Annotated in this window: 18 protein-coding genes, 1 tRNA gene and 1 pseudogene; 9 read left to right on the top strand and 11 right to left on the bottom strand. The window is 65.9% G+C overall.

Annotated elements, in window-relative coordinates:
• Positions 1-119: 119 nt before the first annotated feature.
• Positions 120-770 (top strand): HAD family hydrolase, encoded by a 651-nt coding sequence (locus DKM19_RS48095; RefSeq protein WP_110706513.1) that lies wholly within the window; start codon positions 120-122, stop codon positions 768-770.
• 217 nt (positions 771-987) lie between these two features.
• On the opposite strand, the gene DKM19_RS48100 is transcribed toward DKM19_RS48095, so the two are convergent.
• The 3 genes from DKM19_RS48100 to DKM19_RS48110 form a co-directional block, all read right to left on the bottom strand.
• Positions 988-1620, bottom strand: coding sequence for an SMI1/KNR4 family protein (locus tag DKM19_RS48100; protein WP_110705219.1), 633 nt, complete (start codon positions 1618-1620; stop codon positions 988-990).
• Positions 1621-1977: 357 nt separating this feature from the next.
• Positions 1978-2439, bottom strand: a complete 462-nt coding sequence (locus DKM19_RS48105) for a tyrosine-type recombinase/integrase (RefSeq protein WP_204358573.1) — start codon at positions 2437-2439, stop codon at positions 1978-1980.
• A gap of 143 nt (positions 2440-2582) precedes the next feature.
• Positions 2583-3443 (bottom strand): helix-turn-helix transcriptional regulator, encoded by an 861-nt coding sequence (locus DKM19_RS48110; protein ID WP_110705221.1) that lies wholly within the window; start codon positions 3441-3443, stop codon positions 2583-2585.
• Between the two features lie 264 nt (positions 3444-3707).
• On the opposite strand from DKM19_RS48110, the gene DKM19_RS48115 reads away from it, so the two are divergent.
• Together DKM19_RS48115 and DKM19_RS48120 are read left to right on the top strand one after the other, a co-directional pair.
• Entirely contained in the window at positions 3708-4682 is a 975-nt protein-coding gene (locus DKM19_RS48115; RefSeq protein WP_110705222.1) for an SDR family oxidoreductase, read from the top strand.
• 337 nt (positions 4683-5019) lie between these two features.
• Entirely contained in the window at positions 5020-5787 is a 768-nt protein-coding gene (locus DKM19_RS48120; protein ID WP_110705223.1) for an SDR family NAD(P)-dependent oxidoreductase, read from the top strand.
• Positions 5788-5921: 134 nt separating this feature from the next.
• Here DKM19_RS48120 and DKM19_RS48125 read toward each other — a convergent pair whose 3' ends face one another.
• On the bottom strand, positions 5922-6695 hold the full coding sequence (locus tag DKM19_RS48125; protein WP_239513996.1) for a hypothetical protein: 774 nt from the start codon (positions 6693-6695) through the stop codon (positions 5922-5924).
• Positions 6696-6904: 209 nt separating this feature from the next.
• A pseudogene (locus tag DKM19_RS51450) lies at positions 6905-7053 on the bottom strand (transposase); the annotation flags it as partial.
• A 48-nt stretch (positions 7054-7101) separates the two neighbouring features.
• Here DKM19_RS51450 and DKM19_RS50430 point away from each other — a divergent pair.
• The 4 genes from DKM19_RS50430 (at position 7102) to DKM19_RS48145 (ending at position 9646) form a co-directional block, all read left to right on the top strand.
• A tRNA-OTHER gene (locus DKM19_RS50430) sits at positions 7102-7205 on the top strand.
• 401 nt (positions 7206-7606) lie between these two features.
• Positions 7607-8473, top strand: coding sequence for a hypothetical protein (locus DKM19_RS48135; RefSeq protein WP_162642345.1), 867 nt, complete (start codon positions 7607-7609; stop codon positions 8471-8473).
• A 22-nt stretch (positions 8474-8495) separates the two neighbouring features.
• Positions 8496-8684 (top strand): hypothetical protein, encoded by a 189-nt coding sequence (locus tag DKM19_RS48140; RefSeq protein ID WP_204358574.1) that lies wholly within the window; start codon positions 8496-8498, stop codon positions 8682-8684.
• A gap of 119 nt (positions 8685-8803) precedes the next feature.
• Positions 8804-9646: an IS5 family transposase gene (locus DKM19_RS48145; protein ID WP_110705227.1), complete on the top strand. Its 843-nt coding sequence runs from the start codon at positions 8804-8806 to the stop codon at positions 9644-9646.
• 122 nt (positions 9647-9768) lie between these two features.
• Here DKM19_RS48145 and DKM19_RS48150 read toward each other — a convergent pair whose 3' ends face one another.
• The 6 genes from DKM19_RS48150 to DKM19_RS48175 form a co-directional block, all read right to left on the bottom strand.
• Positions 9769-10470 carry a hypothetical protein gene (locus tag DKM19_RS48150; RefSeq protein ID WP_110705228.1) on the bottom strand — a complete coding sequence of 234 codons (702 nt, stop codon included), beginning with the start codon at positions 10468-10470 and terminating at the stop codon, positions 9769-9771.
• A 71-nt stretch (positions 10471-10541) separates the two neighbouring features.
• Entirely contained in the window at positions 10542-11192 is a 651-nt protein-coding gene (locus tag DKM19_RS48155) for a response regulator transcription factor (protein WP_204358575.1), read from the bottom strand.
• The gene (locus tag DKM19_RS48160; RefSeq protein ID WP_110705230.1) at positions 11183-12352 is read right to left on the bottom strand and encodes a sensor histidine kinase; all 1170 of its coding nucleotides are present in this window, start codon (positions 12350-12352) and stop codon (positions 11183-11185) included. The genes DKM19_RS48155 and DKM19_RS48160 overlap by 10 nt, the downstream gene beginning before the upstream one ends.
• A 363-nt stretch (positions 12353-12715) precedes the next feature.
• Positions 12716-13393 carry an MBL fold metallo-hydrolase gene (locus DKM19_RS48165; protein ID WP_110705231.1) on the bottom strand — a complete coding sequence of 226 codons (678 nt, stop codon included), beginning with the start codon at positions 13391-13393 and terminating at the stop codon, positions 12716-12718.
• A gap of 219 nt (positions 13394-13612) precedes the next feature.
• A complete protein-coding gene (locus DKM19_RS48170; RefSeq protein ID WP_110705232.1) occupies positions 13613-14260 on the bottom strand; it encodes a TetR/AcrR family transcriptional regulator in 648 nt (215 codons plus the stop codon).
• A gap of 42 nt (positions 14261-14302) precedes the next feature.
• Positions 14303-15091 (bottom strand): MBL fold metallo-hydrolase, encoded by a 789-nt coding sequence (locus DKM19_RS48175; RefSeq protein WP_162642347.1) that lies wholly within the window; start codon positions 15089-15091, stop codon positions 14303-14305.
• Positions 15092-15556: 465 nt separating this feature from the next.
• On the opposite strand from DKM19_RS48175, the gene DKM19_RS48180 reads away from it, so the two are divergent.
• Both DKM19_RS48180 and DKM19_RS48185 read left to right on the top strand, forming a co-directional pair.
• Positions 15557-16120 carry an RNA polymerase sigma factor gene (locus DKM19_RS48180; protein ID WP_110705234.1) on the top strand — a complete coding sequence of 188 codons (564 nt, stop codon included), beginning with the start codon at positions 15557-15559 and terminating at the stop codon, positions 16118-16120.
• Complete coding sequence (locus DKM19_RS48185) at positions 16113-16985, top strand: CU044_5270 family protein (RefSeq protein ID WP_110705235.1); 873 nt, start codon at positions 16113-16115, stop codon at positions 16983-16985. Before DKM19_RS48180 ends, DKM19_RS48185 begins: the two co-directional genes overlap by 8 nt.
• The last annotated feature ends 348 nt before the right edge of the window (positions 16986-17333 follow it).

Consider the following 17333-nt stretch of genomic DNA (forward strand, 5'->3'; position numbering starts at 1 on the left):
GAAAGGAATGATCGTCTTACATGCCATACCAGCAGGTCAAAGCGGTAGGCCCAGTTGAAAGACGATCGCACTCCTAATGCGGGTGTCTTAAGTTGACACGCCCTCGTAGGGTGGGCACCGTGCAACGGCTCGCGCTCTTCGACCTGGACAACACCCTCATTAACCTGGATGAGGCGTTCCAGGCGTGGGTGGGGGAGTTCGCCGATGAGCATGATCTGAGGCGTGAGGCAATTGGCTGGCTGACCGCTCTGGACCGCGCCGGCTACCCGCATCGTGAGGTCTTCTTCACCAAGGTGCGCGATCACTTTGCTTTGGCCGAGTCGGTCGACGAGTTATGGAGTCGCTACCGCCGGCGCATGCCGTACCTCGTTCACTGCCGACCCGAGGTGATGGATGGCCTGTCTCGGCTTCGTGCGTTGGGCTGGCGGTTGGCGATCGTGACCAACGGGACGGCGGACAATCAGCTCGGCAAGATCCAGCGGGCGGGACTGGCCGAGGCAGTGGACGCCTATGCGTTGTCCGGAGTCGAGGGCATCCGCAAGCCCGACACCGGTCTGTTCGAGATCGCCGCCGAGCGCTGCGGCGTGACTCTCGCAGGCGGGGGATGGATGATCGGCGATCACCTTGTGGCGGACATCGGCGGAGGACGCGCAGCCGGTCTGCGGACGATCTGGATCGACCGAGGTACATGGCCGGGTCACGAACACGATGCGGATCATGTCGTCACTGACGTGCTTCAGGCGATGGAGATATTGCATGCCGAGCGGTGATCGAGCGGCCAGGCCGTAGTTCCGCGGGGGAGCGCTGTACAGCAGCCCGTACAGCAACACCGCCTTACACGATCACCCTCCACCGACCCGCAACCACCACCTGAGCAGGATGAAACGCCGCTGACGAGGCGTCTACCCTTGCCTACGGATCAGGTGGTATGGAGTGGACCAAGGCGCGGGAGTTCGCCTGCGCGAGGAAGAATGAACGCCTCTGCGATCAAGGCAAGTTAGGCTGTCGTGAGTGCCGATGTCGGCTGACGATCTGCCGGGTCCAGCGCATGTACCAGTCCAGGAACGGCACTGGTTCGCTCCAACCCCCATGCAGACGGTCCGACGGTTCGACATCCCTCCAGGGGGCCGACGGCCACCAGTACATGTCCTTCACCCATCCCATCTCGGTGAGCCAGACGGTGCCGGCGTACTCACCGTTCATGGCGAGCATGCTGATCCACGAGCATCCATGGCTGCACAGGAACATGGTTCCGGGCGAGGGCTTGTCCATCCACAGGGTGGGGTCTGCTCCGTCGCCTGCGAGGCGTCGCAGTTGCCGCACATCATCCCGGGTCACCCCGAAGGGCTCCCACGGGTAGGCGGCGACCTCGGGTTCCTCCTGGAAGTACCCACGCTCCCGTTGGGTCTCTTCCACGATCCAATGCAGGTCGAGCAAGCGACCGGGAGAGACTCCTTGGCCGAATCGCAGCAGGAACGACCGGAACTCGTCAGGAAGCGGCGCGCCGATCACTTCCTCAAGGGCCACAACCTCGGATTCCGGCAGAGGCACAGCCGTTGAGAGATCAGCAAGCTGGGAGAGTTCAGCAGCCATCTCATCCAGGCCGATGTCTGATCGCATGACTTCTCCCTGCTGAAGGTCTCAACGCCAACAGGTTAACGGCGTCGTGCCTGCGGTTCAGCGGGACGGTTGACCGCCGGGAGGCAGAACCAGCAGCCGTCTAGGGACAGCCGAGGTCTGGTCGATCGTGCTAACGCTGTTGCTAACAACATCCCTGGACGTCGGTGTACGCCTGTGGAACCCGATCAAGCTGGAGAGGTCGTTGAGCAGGCGCTTCTGACGGCGGTGGATGACTGTGGACGATCTCGGCCTTACTACGGATCAGAAGGTTGGGGTTTCGAGTACCTCCGGCCGCACACATGCAAGAAGGCCCCTGAACAGGCGTTACGCCATCAGGGGCCTTTTTCGTTGCGGGGCTCAACCGGTCTCTGCGGTGGCTGTGGGAGCCAACCTGGGAGCCGAAGGCACCGGTCTGCCCAGCAGAGCCCCGGAAATGGCCTCCGTCGCCGCACGCTTGTCGCCCTCCATCAGGTGCCCGTAGACATCCTTGGTGATCGCGATGCTCGCATGCCCGAGGACGTCGGAGACGACGTGTAGCGGCGTGCCCTGGGCGAGCATGAGCGAGGCCCCGGAGTGCCGTAGCTCGTGCGGGTGCCAGTGGCCGGGCCCAGCCTTCTGCGCCAGCTTCAAGCGGCGGCGCGGCGCGCCGCCGCACCCCCGGCCCTCCGCCCGCCCGCTGTCCGGGCGTGAGACCTGGGGGCCGGTCCCGGACGGCGGCGGGACACCGGGCCGGGCACCGCGCGCCGGCCCGCCGTACCAACCGAACGCGCCGACCGGGGTGGCCGCGCCGCCGCACAGATGCAGCCCTACGATCGCCACTGCATGGTTGGCCTCCGTAGATTGCTGGGGGCGATCGACGATCCGTGCTTCGTTCCTCAGCACGGCTCACTGAGCAGGGTTGTTGCGGTCCAGCTCCATGCCGAGGCCCGAACCGGCAGGAGAGATGCGGTCGCGTTCGATTGTCACGCGTCCGGAAGTGTCTGCGAGGCCATCCGCTGGGTTCCGATGACGGAGAGAAGCTGGAGTTTCTCGTAGCTTTCGCTGCCCGGGACGGCGGTGTAAACCATGAGAAAGTGTGACTGGTCGGGGTCGAGAAGCGCCTGGCACGTGAGTTCGAGGACGCCGAGCTCGGGGTGCATGAAGCGCTTGACCTCGTTGTAGCGGATGCCGACTTCGTGTTCGTTCCAGACGGCGCGAAATTCTTCGCTGCGGTCGAGCAGGAGGCTCTGGAGGCGCGCGGCCCTTGAACCGGGCCCGCGAAGTGTGACCATCTTGCGGAGCCCGGAGGCGAAGACGCGGGAGTGCAGCGCGTGGTCGTCGGGGTGGTACAGGGCCCGGGTGGCCGAATCGGTGAACCACCGGTAGCCGATGCTCCGGGCCGGGCCGGTGTATCGGGTGAGGTCGCCGGTGAGCGCGACGCCGAGTGGGGTCTGCCGCAGTGTCTCGCCGAGCTCGGTGACGATTTCGGCGGGGGTGTCGGTGAGCCGGTCGAAGATGCGCAGCAGGCCGGGACCGATGTGTTCGCTGGTCGTCCCCCTCGTAGGCGGGTTGTGCCCGGCGAGGCGGAACAGGTGGTCGCGTTCGTCGAGGGACAGATGCAGACCCTGCGCGATCGAGGCGATCATCTGCTCGGACGGGTGGGGTCCGCGCTCCCGCTCCAGCCGGCTGTAGTAGTCGGTGGAGATGTGGCAGATCGTGGCGACTTCCTCGCGGCGTAAACCCGTGGTTCTGCGCCGCTGCCCGCGCGGGAGACCGACGTCTTCAGGCTGAAGTGACTCGCGGCGGCGCCGCAGGAACTCGGCGAGCCCGGCTCGATCGATCATTGCTGCTTCCTCCCCGACGACTGCTTTTGTGCCGTTCTACCACCGTCGTCCGACCGCAGCCTCGGATCGTTGATCCCCCCTTCGTCGCCTGGTTCGGCCCGTCCGGCCTGGGATCGGCAGGCCGTTGGCTCGGCCCGGCCAGCCTGGGATCGGCAGGCCGTGGAGGCCGCCGAGGATCAGGTGCAGCCTGAGATCGCAGCAGCGGCCGCTCGACCGAGACGGGGGCCGGTGTGGAATCGATCAAGGGAAACGAGGAGTAGCACCATGGCACGCACGCAAACGGACATCACGGTTCCCGACCTCTCCGGCAAGCTCGCCGTCGTGACGGGTGCCAGCGACGGCGTGGGGTTGCGCCTGGCGACCCGGCTCGCCGCCGCCTCCGCCGAGGTCGTCATGCCCGTCCGCAACCGCCGGAAGGGCGAGGCGGCGGTCGCGAAGATCAAGGAGCGGTACCCGGACGCCGCCGTCTCCCTCCGTGACCTCGACCTGTCGTCGCTGGACTCGGTCGCTGCGCTGGGCGCCACGTTGCGCGGCGAGAACCGGCCGATCCACATTCTCATCAACAACGCCGGCGTCATGACCCCGCCGGACCGGCAGGCCACCGCGGAAGGGTTCGAGCTACAGTTCGGCAGCAACCACCTGGGGCACTTCGCTCTCGTCTCCCACCTGCTGCCCCTGCTGAGCGCGGGACGCGCCCGCGTGACCTCGCAGATCAGCATCTCCGCAAACGAGAACGCCATCAACTGGGACGACCTGAACTGGGAACGGTCCTACCACGCCCGCCGCGCGTACAGCCAGTCCAAGATCGCGTTCGGCCTGTTCGGGCTGGAGTTGGACCGGCGCAGCCAGGTGGCCGGCTGGGGGATCACCAGCAACATCTCCCACCCCGGCGTCGCCCCCACCAATCTGCTGGCCGCGCGCCCCGAGATGGGCCGGTCGAAGGACACCGCCGGCGCGCGCGTCATCCGCGCTCTCTCCCGGCTCGGCATCCTCCTCGGCACGATCGAGACGGCGGCGCTGCCGGCTCTGTTCGCCGCCACCTCCCCGGAGGGACGCGGCGCCCGCTTCTACGGTCCTGGCGGCCTCGGGCACCTGTCCGGCGCGCCCGCCGAACAGGCCGTCTACTCCCGGCTTCGCAGCGAGGACGACGCCGACCGCATATGGCGGATCTCCGAGAACCTCACCGGCGCCCCCTTCTCGGCCGCACTGCCCCCGACCGACCCGATGAGCGGCAGGTGAGATCCACACCGGGACTCGCCTACTTCGTCAGTGACCTGGCGGCGTGGGTCAGCGGGCAGTCGCTGCTGTCTCAGGCGGCGCCATCGGCTAATCACAGTCGCTACACCGGTTGAGAACGCGACGCACGGGTTCGGCGTTAAGCGGAGATCACCAAACCTCGGCTCAACAGGGCCAGGAAGCTTCTCCCCAGCAAGACAAAGATTAGTTCGTCGCAGGATGGCAACGCCCCGCCCAGCACATCGGCCGGTCGTGTCCGCAACAGATCGTCCTCAAGGGACGCTAATCCGTTCCGACGCAGCGCATCACGCAGCGTCGAGCCCGCACCAAAAGAAAGAAGATGAGTGAAGTGAAAGACCAGAAGGTCGCCCTGATCACCGGCGGAAACCGCGGGCTGGGACGTGCCGACGCCCTTGCGCTCGGCGCAACCGGGGTCGATGTGATACTTACCTATCGCAGCGGAAAGGACGAGGCCGCACAGGTCGTAGCCGAAATTGAGGCGCAGGGCCGCAAAGCGGTCGCCCTGCAGCTCGACACGTCGGTCGTGTCGGAATTCCCCAACTTCGTCGCCCAGATCCGTGACGTACTCGCTTCGACCTGGGACCGCGAGATCTTCGACATCCTTGTCAACAATGCCGGCTTCGCTCACATCGCACCATTCGAGGAGACGACCGAAGAACAGTTCGACGATCTGGTCGGTGTTCACTTCAAGGGAGTCTTCTTCCTTACCCAGTCACTGCTTCCGTTGATCGCAGATGGGGGCAGCATCATCAACTACTCCACTGGCCTCACCCGTTTCGTGGTTCCCGGATCGGCGGCGTACGCGGCCATGAAGGGTGCCATCGAGATCCTCACGAAGTACCAGGCGAAGGAACTCGGCGCGCGGGGTATCCGGGTCAACGTTGTTGCTCCAGGCCCGATCGCTACCGACTTCGCAGGAGGCATGATGAAGTCCGACGAGGCGCGGTCCTACCTCGCGAGTCAGACCGCACTCAGTCGCGCAGGCGAGGCCGAGGACGTCGGCGACGCGATAGCGTCGCTCGCCTCTGACGCGAGTAGGTGGATCACCGCTCAGCGTATCGAGGTTTCCGGCGGCGCGAATCTCTAGCACCGCACCTCCAAGGCGCGGTGCCCGCCCGCACCTCCCCGTGACCGGGCACCGTCCGACCCGGGACGACTCTCGTCTAAGGCGTTGGAGGTTTCACATGTCGAGGTTCAGCCCTGGACGGGAGGCGCTTCGGGTCAGGCGTCGGCCGTGGAATCCGATGGCGGTTCAGCGCTGCTGGTGTGAAGCGTAAGGCCGCCACCGTTCACGGGACGGAACCCCAGTCTATGGAGTTCGGGATCGTCGATCGCGGTGACCACGTGCAGGGCACCGGCCTCGGCTGCCTCGCAGACCGTGAGACGCACCAGCGCATCGCGTACCTCCGATGGGACGCCGGGCTGGATGTGCACCAGGTCGAGACGGACGGTGGTGTGCTGCTTGTCCTCCCAGGACGCTGCCGCATGACCGACAACAGGTCTCCCGCGGGCGTTGTTGACGCGGGCCTGAAGCCAGCAGGCAAGCTTTGCCTCGACGATCAGCTGTCTGGGAATGGTGACATCCATCCCCGCTTTGGCCAACCAGGAGCCGGCCTTGGACGCAGGCCGGGAAACCGATGCCGACGGCGATCCTAGACTGAAAGTGACGTAGGACCTCTTCCAGAAACTCCTCGATGACGGCACGGGGGAGAGCACGACGTCGTCGAGTGGAACCGAACTGATGAAGAACCCGGCGGGGCCGACGTCGGGAGCATCGTGGGTGTCCAACAGAACGTAGCCATCTCGGATCATCCGGCGGCTTCGACGAACCAGCCCGGTGTCGAGTTCCTCCTGAAGGCGAGATGCGACGTCTGCGGCCCATTCATCCGCCGAGGCCACCGGCAGGCCGGTCCACGAACTCTTCGGCGCCGTCGGAAACTCGACCTTGATGGCGTACAGGTTCGGATCTCGCCGCCAGTGGAAGATCACCAACATGCTGTCGGGCTCCGCCATGACATCGACGGCGGAGTACCCGTCCGTCACGGCGCCCGCAGGTAGCAAGCACGTCCTGACCGCTCTGAGGACCTCCTGCCGGGACCACTCAATCGCCATATGTCCAGACTTCCATACCCTTCTCCAATCGGATGGGACTTGTCGCAGAAGATCGTGGAGGACCTTCCTGTCGAAGGGAGAACGGTTCCGTGGACCACCCGGCTCTTGCCAGAGGCGCGGGTGACGGACATGATCCGGCATACGCCTTGAGCGCGAGGGCGTCAGCGAAGTGGGTGCGGTCGTCGCCGATCTCAGCCAGGACGCGGGCTCCGGTCAGTTTGGTCCTGGGAGCCAAGTTGGGAGCCAACAAGCCGGACGACCTCGTACCGAGCTGGACTGATACGGACAGGCGGCTCGTGTGTGACCTGCGTGGTGAACGCGTCTGAACGTCTTCGGACATCGTTCGGGGATCTACGGATCAGAAGGTCGGGGTTTCGAGTACCTCCGGCCGCACAGCAGGTCAAAGATCTTCCGGTGATCCCGGAGGACCTTTTTCGTGTCCATACAGCGGCGAAATAGAGTCGGCGCCGCTCAGGGGAGGCAGCCGAGTCCGCCTGGCGGGCCCGGCTCCGCCATACCGGAGCGCACGAGGGGCGGGAGATCCGCCAGACGCTCGCCGAGATCGAGGAGCACGTTTGGCTCTATCCGCGGCTGGGGTCCGGAATCGCCGGAGAGGCGGCGACGGGTGCCTTCGAGTTCGGGTTGGCCGCGATGCTGAATGAGCTGGAAGTCCGGGTAGATCTTTCCGCGCCATAAATGCAAAGATCTTGTGCATGAGAAGATCACTTGCATTTGCGGCATTGGCCTGTGCCCTGCTAGCACCAACCGCCGCAAAAGCGGAGAGCGTGGATCCGGTGGCGGCAGTGAAGAGGCTGATGGCCGGCCAGTTCACCGCCAAGGTGACCGAGGTGGGCAACATCAGCCCCGGTTCGCTCTCGCGGGTGGTCAACAACACCGCCAAATGGTTCCAGTACGACATCAAGCGCGCGGGCTCGATCCAGCTCGGTCGCACGGGAGTCGTCGCCTCCGACCTCACCAGACGCGTGATCTTCACGCGAGACGACTCCACCGTCATCCTGAAAGACCTGGTCAGCAAGGGCGATCCCGTTGGCCGGAGCCTCGATATCCAGAGGGGGACACACCGTTCCGTGGCGGCGAACGGCAAGCTCTACACCACCGGACCTCTCTACACGAAGGGGCATGGCTGGGCGCTGCGCGGCCCGGTGCACAACGGGGGAGCCTTCAGCGACCAGATCATCAACGTCTTCGAACCGAAGACGCTGCAGCGGCTGCTGTCCGATACCGACAGCAAGAAGCGATGGGCGGGCCGGCTGGGCGGTCTCCCCGAGCACAAGTACGTCATGGTCTACGGCGGGACGCTCACCTTCGCCGACCTCTACGCCGCCTCGCCCACCTTCCGGGCGACCATCGGACCAGAACTCGATGCCGTCATCGCCAAAGCCACGGTGACGTGGTGGCTGACGACCGACATGGACGGCAGGCCGCTGAAGGTCACCTCTATGTGGGACACCTGGATCGCCGGCCAGCCCATCCAGCCGAAGCGGGTCGAAGGATCAGCGACGACCGACTTCCTCTCCTGGCGTTCCGGTGTCACCATCAAGGCACCGCAGAAATTCGTCAAAGTCGATGGCCCGGCAGGCGGCCTCCCCGAGTTCGACGACCCGATGGAGGTCATCCGGGAGAGGGAGAAGCGTGAATAACCATTGACCGGGTGAGAGCTTGATGAGCCTGGCCGCCGACGACGCAAAACTGCCGTCCGACCCGGAGTTCCGGGCCGCGTTCATTGGATACGTCGAGTGGGCCACCCGGCTCGCGGTGATCAACTCAACGCCGGGCGCGGACCTCGATTACCAAGCGCCTGTCCTGCATTGGGGATGGGGTGTCGCCCCGCCCTACGTTCCGGGCGACTGAAGCGCCCTTAAGAGCGCGCACAAATAAGGGCGCGTGGTAAGGCCGGGGATGTAACACAGGCACGGATCCTCAAGATCACTTAGTTGTCTACGCTACGTGATCGAATACGAGGATCATCCGTGCCTGCCGTCCCAGCTCGGCTTATCGAGCCGTTGTGGGTCCAGTTCTCCGCGCTACTCCCCGAGCGGCCCACCTTTGACCCCGGCCACCCACTCGGCGTTCACCGCCGCCGACTCGACGACCGGATCGTGTTCGACAAGCTGATCCAGGTGCTCCGGTTCGGCTGCTCCTACCAAGCCATCGCCGACACCACCTGCTCGGCGACAACGATCCGCAACCGCCGCGACGAGTGGATCAAACTGGGAGTGTTTGCGCAGCTCAAGCACATAGTCCTGGAATGCTACGACCGGATCGTCGGCCTGGTATTGGAAGAGATCTCCATCGATGGCTGCATCACCAAAGCCCCCGGCGGAGGAGAGGCCGCCGGGGGCTCTCCGGTCGATCGCGGCAAGCAAGGAATGAAACGCTCCCTCATGGTCGACGGGTACGGCATCCCGCTCGGCCGGGTGCTGGCCGGTGCCAACCGCCACGACTCGCCGCTACTGGCGCCGACCCTGGACAAGCTCGACGACCTCGGCCCACTCCCTGATGTGATCGCCGTTAACCTGGATGCCGAATACGACTCCCAGAACACTCGCGACGAGCTGACCAGCCGAAACCTGACTGGGCGCATCGCACATAAGGGCGACAAGGCTCCGATCCAAGCCAGCCGACGTTGGCACGTCGAACGCACCAACGCCTGGCACAACGCCTTCAACCGACTCCAACGCTGCTATGAACGACGAGAAATCGTCATCGACGCGTTCTTCGACCTTGCCGACGCGATCATCGCTCTGCGTAGCCTGATCCATCGAGCCTGGATCACACACCGGTGGGAGACTCAGCCACGGCGCCGCCCATGAGCCCCTGCCAACTCGTGTTCGGCACGCTGCTCGTCAAATGACGCGCTTCGCCGCCGACGGCGAGCGGAGCGTGGCCGTACCCCGGGCGCCCTCGAAGAAGTGGTCGCCGTCGATCTCGGCCGTCAACCGGCCATGCCGAGGAGCACGGCTGCGGTGCCCACGCCCAGCGCGAGCGGATAAGCCCACCACCTGGGCGCGGGCACGTCCTTCAGGATGCGAGCCCCCAGCGGCACCAGCGCGACGCACAAGCCGAGAGTGGCGACGATCGACATCGGACCCGTGCCCTTGAGCACGCCGATCGGCAGCGCGCTCATCGATGCCAGGGCGACGGACCTGACGATCCCCAGCACGCCTGCCCGCCATACGCCGACGGCCAGCACGACCCAGCCGAAGAAGATCGCGATCGACAACGGTTGAAGCACGTGGAACGCACCGTAGTATCCGTCGACCGCCTTCCGTCCCGCCTCCACCCCCTGGGCGTCGGCAATCTGGAAGATCAGGTGATTGATCCCGGTGTGGAAGGCGCGGGCGAACAGCCCGAGCATGACCATCACACCGCCCCACAGCGCCCATCGCGGCTGGGTCGCCCACGCGCGCCGGGCCAGCGCGATGACGGCAGGCCACAGCAGGACGTTCCCCGCGGCGAAGGCGCTGTAGGAGGCGGTCATCCGGCCGGGGTTTGCGGCGAACGCCGCGAGTTGCCCTGGGAAGAAGTCGTCGAAATCGACGCGGAGCAGCACGCCGGTGAGCATCAGAACCGGACCGAGGACAAGTCCGGCACCCTCAACCCAGCGGCCAGGGAATTCGAAAGAGGTCGTTGCCATGCCGTCGATCCAACCGGCGCGGCGCCCGCCGCACATTGGCGCGGGGACCAGGTCCCGGGGTAGATCTGGCACTACCTCGGCTCGGCCTGCAGGTAGGCCAGGACGGCCAGGACGCGGCGGTGGCCGTCGGCGGCGGGCGGGAGGTCGAGCTTGGTGAAGATGCTCGCGATGTGCTTGGCGACCGCCGCGCCGGTGACGAAAAGAGCCTGGGCTATCGAGGCGTTGGTCCGTCCCTCGGCGATCAGGGCGAGCACTTCCAGCTCTCGCGGAGTAAGGCGCCGCAGCGGATCGCGCCGCCCGCTGAGCAACTGCCGCACCACCTCGGGGTCGATGACCGTGCCGCCCTCCGCGATCCGGACGAGCGCGTCGACGAACTCGCCGACGTCCCCGATCCGCTCCTTGAGCAGGTAACCGATGCCCGTGCCACGACCGGAGCCGAGCAACTCGGCGGCGTAGGTCTGCTCGACGTACTGGCTGAGCACCAGCACGGCCAGTTCCGGGTGCGTCGTGCGCAGTGCGAGCGCGGCGCGCAGACCTTCGTCGGTGAAGCCGGGCGGCATCCGCACATCGACCACCACGATGTCGGGCCGGTGCTCCTCCACCGCGGTGACGAGGGAGGCGGCGTCGCCAACCGAGGCGGCGACCGTGTGCCCGAAGCGCTCCAGCAGGCCGACCAGGCCCTCACGGAGAAGGACGGCGTCCTCGGCGATCACTACCCGCACGGAATCTCCACTCGCATCGTTGTCGGCCCGCCGGCCGGACTGGACAGGGACAGTCTGCCGTCGACCACGGCCACCCTGTCGGCCAGTCCGATCAGACCGGTGCCGCCGGCCGGATCGGCACCGCCGACCCCGTCGTCGCGGATCTCCATGATCAGCGTATCGTCGACCAGCAGGCCGAGCACCTGGGCCCGGCCTGCCCGGCTGTGCTTGGCGATGTTCGCCAGAGCCTCGGAGACGACGTAGTAGGCGGTCACCTCCACCGCCTCGGGCAGCCTCCGCGGCAGGGAGACGTTCACATCCACCGGCACCGGAGAGCGCCCGGCCGCGTCACGGGCGGCGGCGGCCAGGCCGCGGTTGGTGAGCACCTGCGGATGCACGCCGCGGATCAGCTCTCGCAGTTCGGCCAGGGCCCGCCCGGCCTCCTCATGGGCCTGCGCGACCTGCTCGGCGACCGGCGAGTCCGGCGGCAGGTCGAGCCGGGCCAGCCCCAGCTTCATGCTCAGCGCGACGAGCCGCTGCTGGGCACCGTCGTGCAGGTCGCGCTCGATCCGGCGGCGTTCCATCTCGAACGCGTCCACCAGTCGGGCGCGTGAGCGCACCACCTCGGCCAGTTCGGTTTCGCGTGGAGCGAGCAGTGCCCTGGTCATGGCTCCGCGCGCTCCCGCCCAGGCGGTGAAGGCGTAGGCGGCCACCGGAAGCAGAAGGAGTCCAGCGGCCGAGGCCGTCAGCACGGCGGCGAGCGCCCACGTCTCCTCCATCGACTGGAAGACGGGCGACAGAATCAGCACGACGGGACCCCCGATGGTGAAACAGACCACCACCAGGTCGATCCACCAGAGCACGAGGAGCGAGACCAGCGTCAGGCCGATCTTGCGCCACAGATCGTCAGGCGCGCGGGTGGGCGGGGCGAGGTCGACCAGCCGCAGCCGCCACCGCTCGAACCCCGTCACCGGCAAAACGAGCAGACCGATGGCGGCCAACCCTGCGGCGACCATGAGCGGGACGAATCCCAGAAAGGAGATCGACACCACGACGATGACGACAGTGACGCCGAGCACGGCACTCGACAACAGGTACGCCAGTGATCGCCACGGCCACCGGGACCGCAGGAAGGACAGCGGATGCCGGGTGAGGGCCTGCAGAGCGGTCCGGGTGCGCACCGTTAGAAGCTAACCGCCGGAAGCCATCCGTCGCGGACCCACCGAAGGCCTTGTGCGAACACCGGCCAAGGCGTCGCCCATGAGCCCCTGCCAATTAGCGCGAGCTCTAAGTTTCGGCGTGCTATGTGCGTGGCTCACGTGGGTTCCGAAGGTGCCGAGCACAAGAAGCCCGATCGCGAGTGTTGAAGCCGCCATCCGCCGGAAAACGTCCGAACCGACAAGTGCGTCAGTACGGTTTCAGTACGGTGGGCCTGACCCGCAACAACCATATTTCGATCTTGGTGGATTCCGGTTAGCCCACACATCGGCTCTTATCTTCTGGTGGCACGACCGCTGTGCGGCCAGGGAGACTGCCGTCTTTATTTAATAGTGGAGCTTTCCCTGTCGTGCACGGGCGGCCAATTTCTGCAACGTGGATTCTTTGACGCGTCCGGTGTGGGCCACTCGCACGTCGCCTTGTGAGGTGTCGGCGATGGCGATGATGGTGCGGATACTCGTTTGGCTGTCGTCAGCGAACATGGGTGGCAAAGCGTGATGAGGCGGCAGGATGGTTTCCGTCAACGCGTCGCCAACAATTATTGTCCCGTTAGGGAGGATCACGCTCTGGGAGCCGGCCGTATGTCCCGGAGTCAAGAAGGAACGTCCGAATCCCCCGTACTGCTGTAGGTCTTCCGAGTCGCCGAGCTCGATGTCGGGTGTCACCGGAGCTCGGTCTCCGTGCATCACGAACGGAGAAAGGATCTTTCCTCGGAGCCGGGTGGGCTTGACGCTGAGCCGTCCGCCTCGACGCAGGCTGTCCGCATCCAGCTTGTGGATCGCCACCGGTGCCCCGGTGTTCCGCCGCAGCGCGTCAGCGGCCCCCACATGGTCGTAGTGATAATGGGTCAAGGCGATCAGTTGCAGCTTGACTTTCAGTTCGGCAAGCTTCGCAAGAACTTTAGGAACAATCGCCTCGGACGAGGCGTCGATCAGCATGGCCGTATCACCGGACACAGTCAGGTAGGACGTGGAGATCAAATCGCGAATGGGATAGATGTCCACAATTCACTCTTCTCTTTCTAATGTTGAATGGAGCTTGAGCTCTCAACCAACCCGTGGCAATAGGGCGGCACGCATGCTCTGAGGTAGAAGTCAATGAGTCGATCCGTCACTGACCAAGATGGGTCGATGCACGCCAGCTGTAAACGCCAAAGACCGAGGCTGATTTTCATTTGGTGGCGACAGGGAGATTTCGTCGCCCGGTTTCTGCGGGCAACGCGGTCAGTCGGACTCGCGGAGTCGGGCTATCGAGGTGATGAGGCCTACCTCGGTCTGGGTGAGGTCGGGCCAAGGGAACTGGTAGCCGCTGCCGCGCAGGATGACGAAGCCATGCATGGCCGCCCATAGCTGCGTCGCGGTAGACAGGACGTCTTTCGCGCTGGACGACCCGTCAGCGATACATTGCCGGACACCGTCCATGAGGGCGGCGAACGGTCCGGCGTCGGCGGTGCGGGTGTCCGGCTCGTCGCCGGCCGGGCTGGGCTCCTCCCCGCGAAGCAGCCGGTTGCGGTTGAAGAGCAGCCCGTAGAGGTGGGGATGAGCGATACCGAACGCCATATAGGCGCGGCAGCCGGCAATGAGCCGGTCCCGGGGAACGTCGATTCCTTCCGTCGCCTGCGCGATGAAGCGTCCCAGTTGGGCGAAGGTCTCCACGGTGACGGCCTGCACGATCTCGTCCGGCCCGGCGAAGTGCAGATAAATCGACTGAGGAGCGATGCCGATGCGCCGCGCCAGCCCGCGCAGGGTGACCGCGCTTTCGTACCCGTCTTCGATGAGGATCTCCCGGGCGGCCGAGATGATGTCGCCACGCAGTGCCTGCCCCGCACCTCGGGCATTGCGCCGCCTGCTCCCGCTCTGCCCTGTGCTCACGGCCGTGAGCTTACATCGGCGGCCGGATTGTCGGGCCCGATGTCAGCCGAGGGGGTCGGGCACTTCATCGGCGGTAGCTGCTGCGCGCAGCTGGGCGGTGTCGTCGCCGCGCAGTGGTTCGCCGTGGCCGAAGCAGACGACGTCGACGTCAATGTCGGCGAAGCGGCGGAATGAATCGCGGGCTTTGGGCCGGTCGTGGTTGAACGGTCCGAGCATGACCTGGCCCTGCTGCCGGGTGGCCACGTCACCGGTGAAGAGCACGGCTTCGTTCGGGAAGTGCAGGGCGATGCTGCCGTCGGTGTGGCCCGGAGTTGACAGGACGTGCGCGCCGATCTCGTCGAGGGCCTCGTTGTCGTCGAGTTCGCGGTCGACACGTGAGGGCGGGGCGTCGGGGATGGAGCCGGCGATGTGGGCGTAGAACTCTTCTTCGGTATGGGTGAGCGTGGGGAACGAGCCGTAGCTGTCCCCGCGGATGATCAGGGCGTCGCTGCGGTGGGCCCAGATCTGAGTGTTCGGCCATTTGGCCAGTTCGGCGGCGGATCCGGCGTGATCGGGGTGCCAGTGAGTGAGAACGACGTGAGTCAGCGACACGCGGTCCAGCCCCCAGTCGCGCAACACCGCGGCGATGGTGTCGCCCTGGCCGGCAATGCCGGTGTCGACCAACACCACCTTTGACCCGCGGCGCAGCAGGTACGCCTGTCCGGGCCCGCTGTCGAGCACCATGCGCAGGTCAGAACGTACATCGACGACGTTCATATCAGTTTCCCCTCGATCGAACGGGTTGGACTCGCGTGCTGTGAAACACCGCATTTTAACTTCACGGCCTTCCACTCACGCACTTAAGGTCACGGGTGTGATGTTACGGCAAATGTCGAGAATCCAGCAACAGGCCCGGCCTGGTGGATCAGGGGTGGCCGTGGACCACGCGGGGCCCGGTGGACCGGCGCCTCGTCGGCCGGGCTGTCGGTGGACTTCCAGCCCCAATGGGCACACCGTTCGGGCCGACCTCGTGGACCAGCCGAGGCACTGTCCGGACGCGGGGCGATCCCGTTGACCTGACCACACACTGGGAGATCGACGTGGTCACCCACCGGGATTTCCGGTGTCCGCCCCAGGAACTTTGATGGCTGTCAGCCGGGAGAAATCTGGCCGCTCACCTGGAGAACGGCGTGTCCGCTGGCAACGGTTGCTGGATGACCGCCCTTCGGGGCGGGAAGAAGATGCGGGCGTGCGGCGAAGGGTGGACGAAAGTAATGATCGTCATCTGGAAGGCACACTCATGACGGAGACGGGCACGTGACTGCCGAAGTGGGCGAGCAGGTGACCGACGCCGACCTCGTCGCCGGCTACCGGCGGAACCCCGAGCTGTTCACCGCCGTGTATGACCGGTATCTCCATGACATCTACCGGTACGTGGCGGGGCGCCTGGGCACCCAGGTGGCCGAGGACATCACGGCGGAGACGTTCCTGCTGGCGTTCGACCGGCGGGATCGGTTCGACCCGGAAAAAGGTGGGTTGCGGCCCTGGCTGTTCGGCTTCGCCACGAACCTGGTGGCCAGGCACCGCCGCAAGGAGGCCCGCCACTACAAGGCGCTGGCCCGCCTGGATCCCGAGCCGATCGTGGAAGGACACGAGAACCGGGTCGTCACCTCCGTGACCGCCCAGCCGTACCTGGCCATGGCGCTCGCCTCGCTGAACGGCGGCGAGCGTGACGTGTTGCTGCTCCTGGCGCTGGGCCAGCTCAGTTACAACGAGACAGCCCAGGCGCTCGGCATTTCCCTCGGCACGGTGGGCTCGCGGCTCAGCCGGGCCCGCGCCAAGATCCAGACTCTCATCGACAAGGAGACGACCCATGAATGACCTGGAAGAGATCGCCACTCTGCTGGCCAAGCCGGAGCCGTCCGCTGGGGCGGTCGCGCGCGGCAGAGACCGCCTCCAGCGAAGGATGCGGGAGGGCCGGGCGCGCCGGCGCGTCGGCTGGTTCGTCCCGGGGGTCGCTCTGGTTGCCGGGGTCGCCGCGGCCGCCGCGGTCGTGTTCGCCACGGGGGCGCCCACGAACGACGGCGTACCGGTCACGGGCAAGGAGGTCCTGCTCATGGCCGCCGTCACGGCGGAACGTACACCCCAAACTTCCGGGACGTACTGGCACGTTACGCGTCAGTGGTTCAAGTCGGACATCCCGCCGATGGAGAGCTGGACCGGGCGCGACGGCAGGCGCTGGACCAAGGGCGAACCGGGGGATCCCCCCGACGCCGTCGTACTGGTACCGGCCTGGAAAACGCTCAGCCTCAAGGGCGCCAAGGTGAGCTTCGAGGATCTCGAAAGGTTGCCGACGGACCCGGAGGCGCTGAAGGCGTGGATCGCCGAGCGCAAGGGCAACGAGAATGACATGTCCGCGTCCGAAATCCGAGGCGATCCCACCTTCACCCTGCTCGCGCTGATCACGGAGCTTCCGGCGCCGGCGGAGGTCCGCTCAGCGGCGTTCCGCGCGCTCGCCGCGACGCCGGGAGTCGAGAACACGGGCGCGGTTGAAGGCGGTCAGCAGCTGCGCTTGCCCAACCCCGATGACGATAAGAGCATCGAGCTGGTCGTCGATCCCGAGAAGGCCCGGGTGACCCGCGCCAACCTCGTCCTCACCGGCGACGGTGGCTTGGCGTGGAGCGACAAGTTCATCTCCGTGACCACCGAGTGGACGGACCGGCTTCCTTCGGTGAAGAAGAACTAGCCCCGTTTCCGCATGTGATTGATCTGCGGCGGGGGTTTCGAGCACCTCCGGCCGCACGGCAGGTCAAAGGCCCTCCGGGATGATCCCGGAGGGCCTTTGACCTGCCCGCACAGCAGCGTTGTACAGCAACGCGGGCTCACACAGACGATCTTCTACGGACAGCAGGCGTCAAGGCCAGGGCGGCGCAGTCGGAGTGAGAACGACGAGCATCAAGGGCCGGCGCCCCAGCCCTCCGAAGCCGACGACCTTGCTCGGGCATCCGTCACTGGTGATCGAGGAGACGATCGTGCTGCATTGGTTCCGCCGCCTGCGTATCCGCTGGGAAATCCGCGACGGCATGCATGAAGC

It is taken from the genome of Streptosporangium sp. 'caverna', from assembly GCF_003203775.1.
GTDB classification, from domain to species: Bacteria; Actinomycetota; Actinomycetes; order Streptosporangiales; family Streptosporangiaceae; genus Streptosporangium; species Streptosporangium subroseum.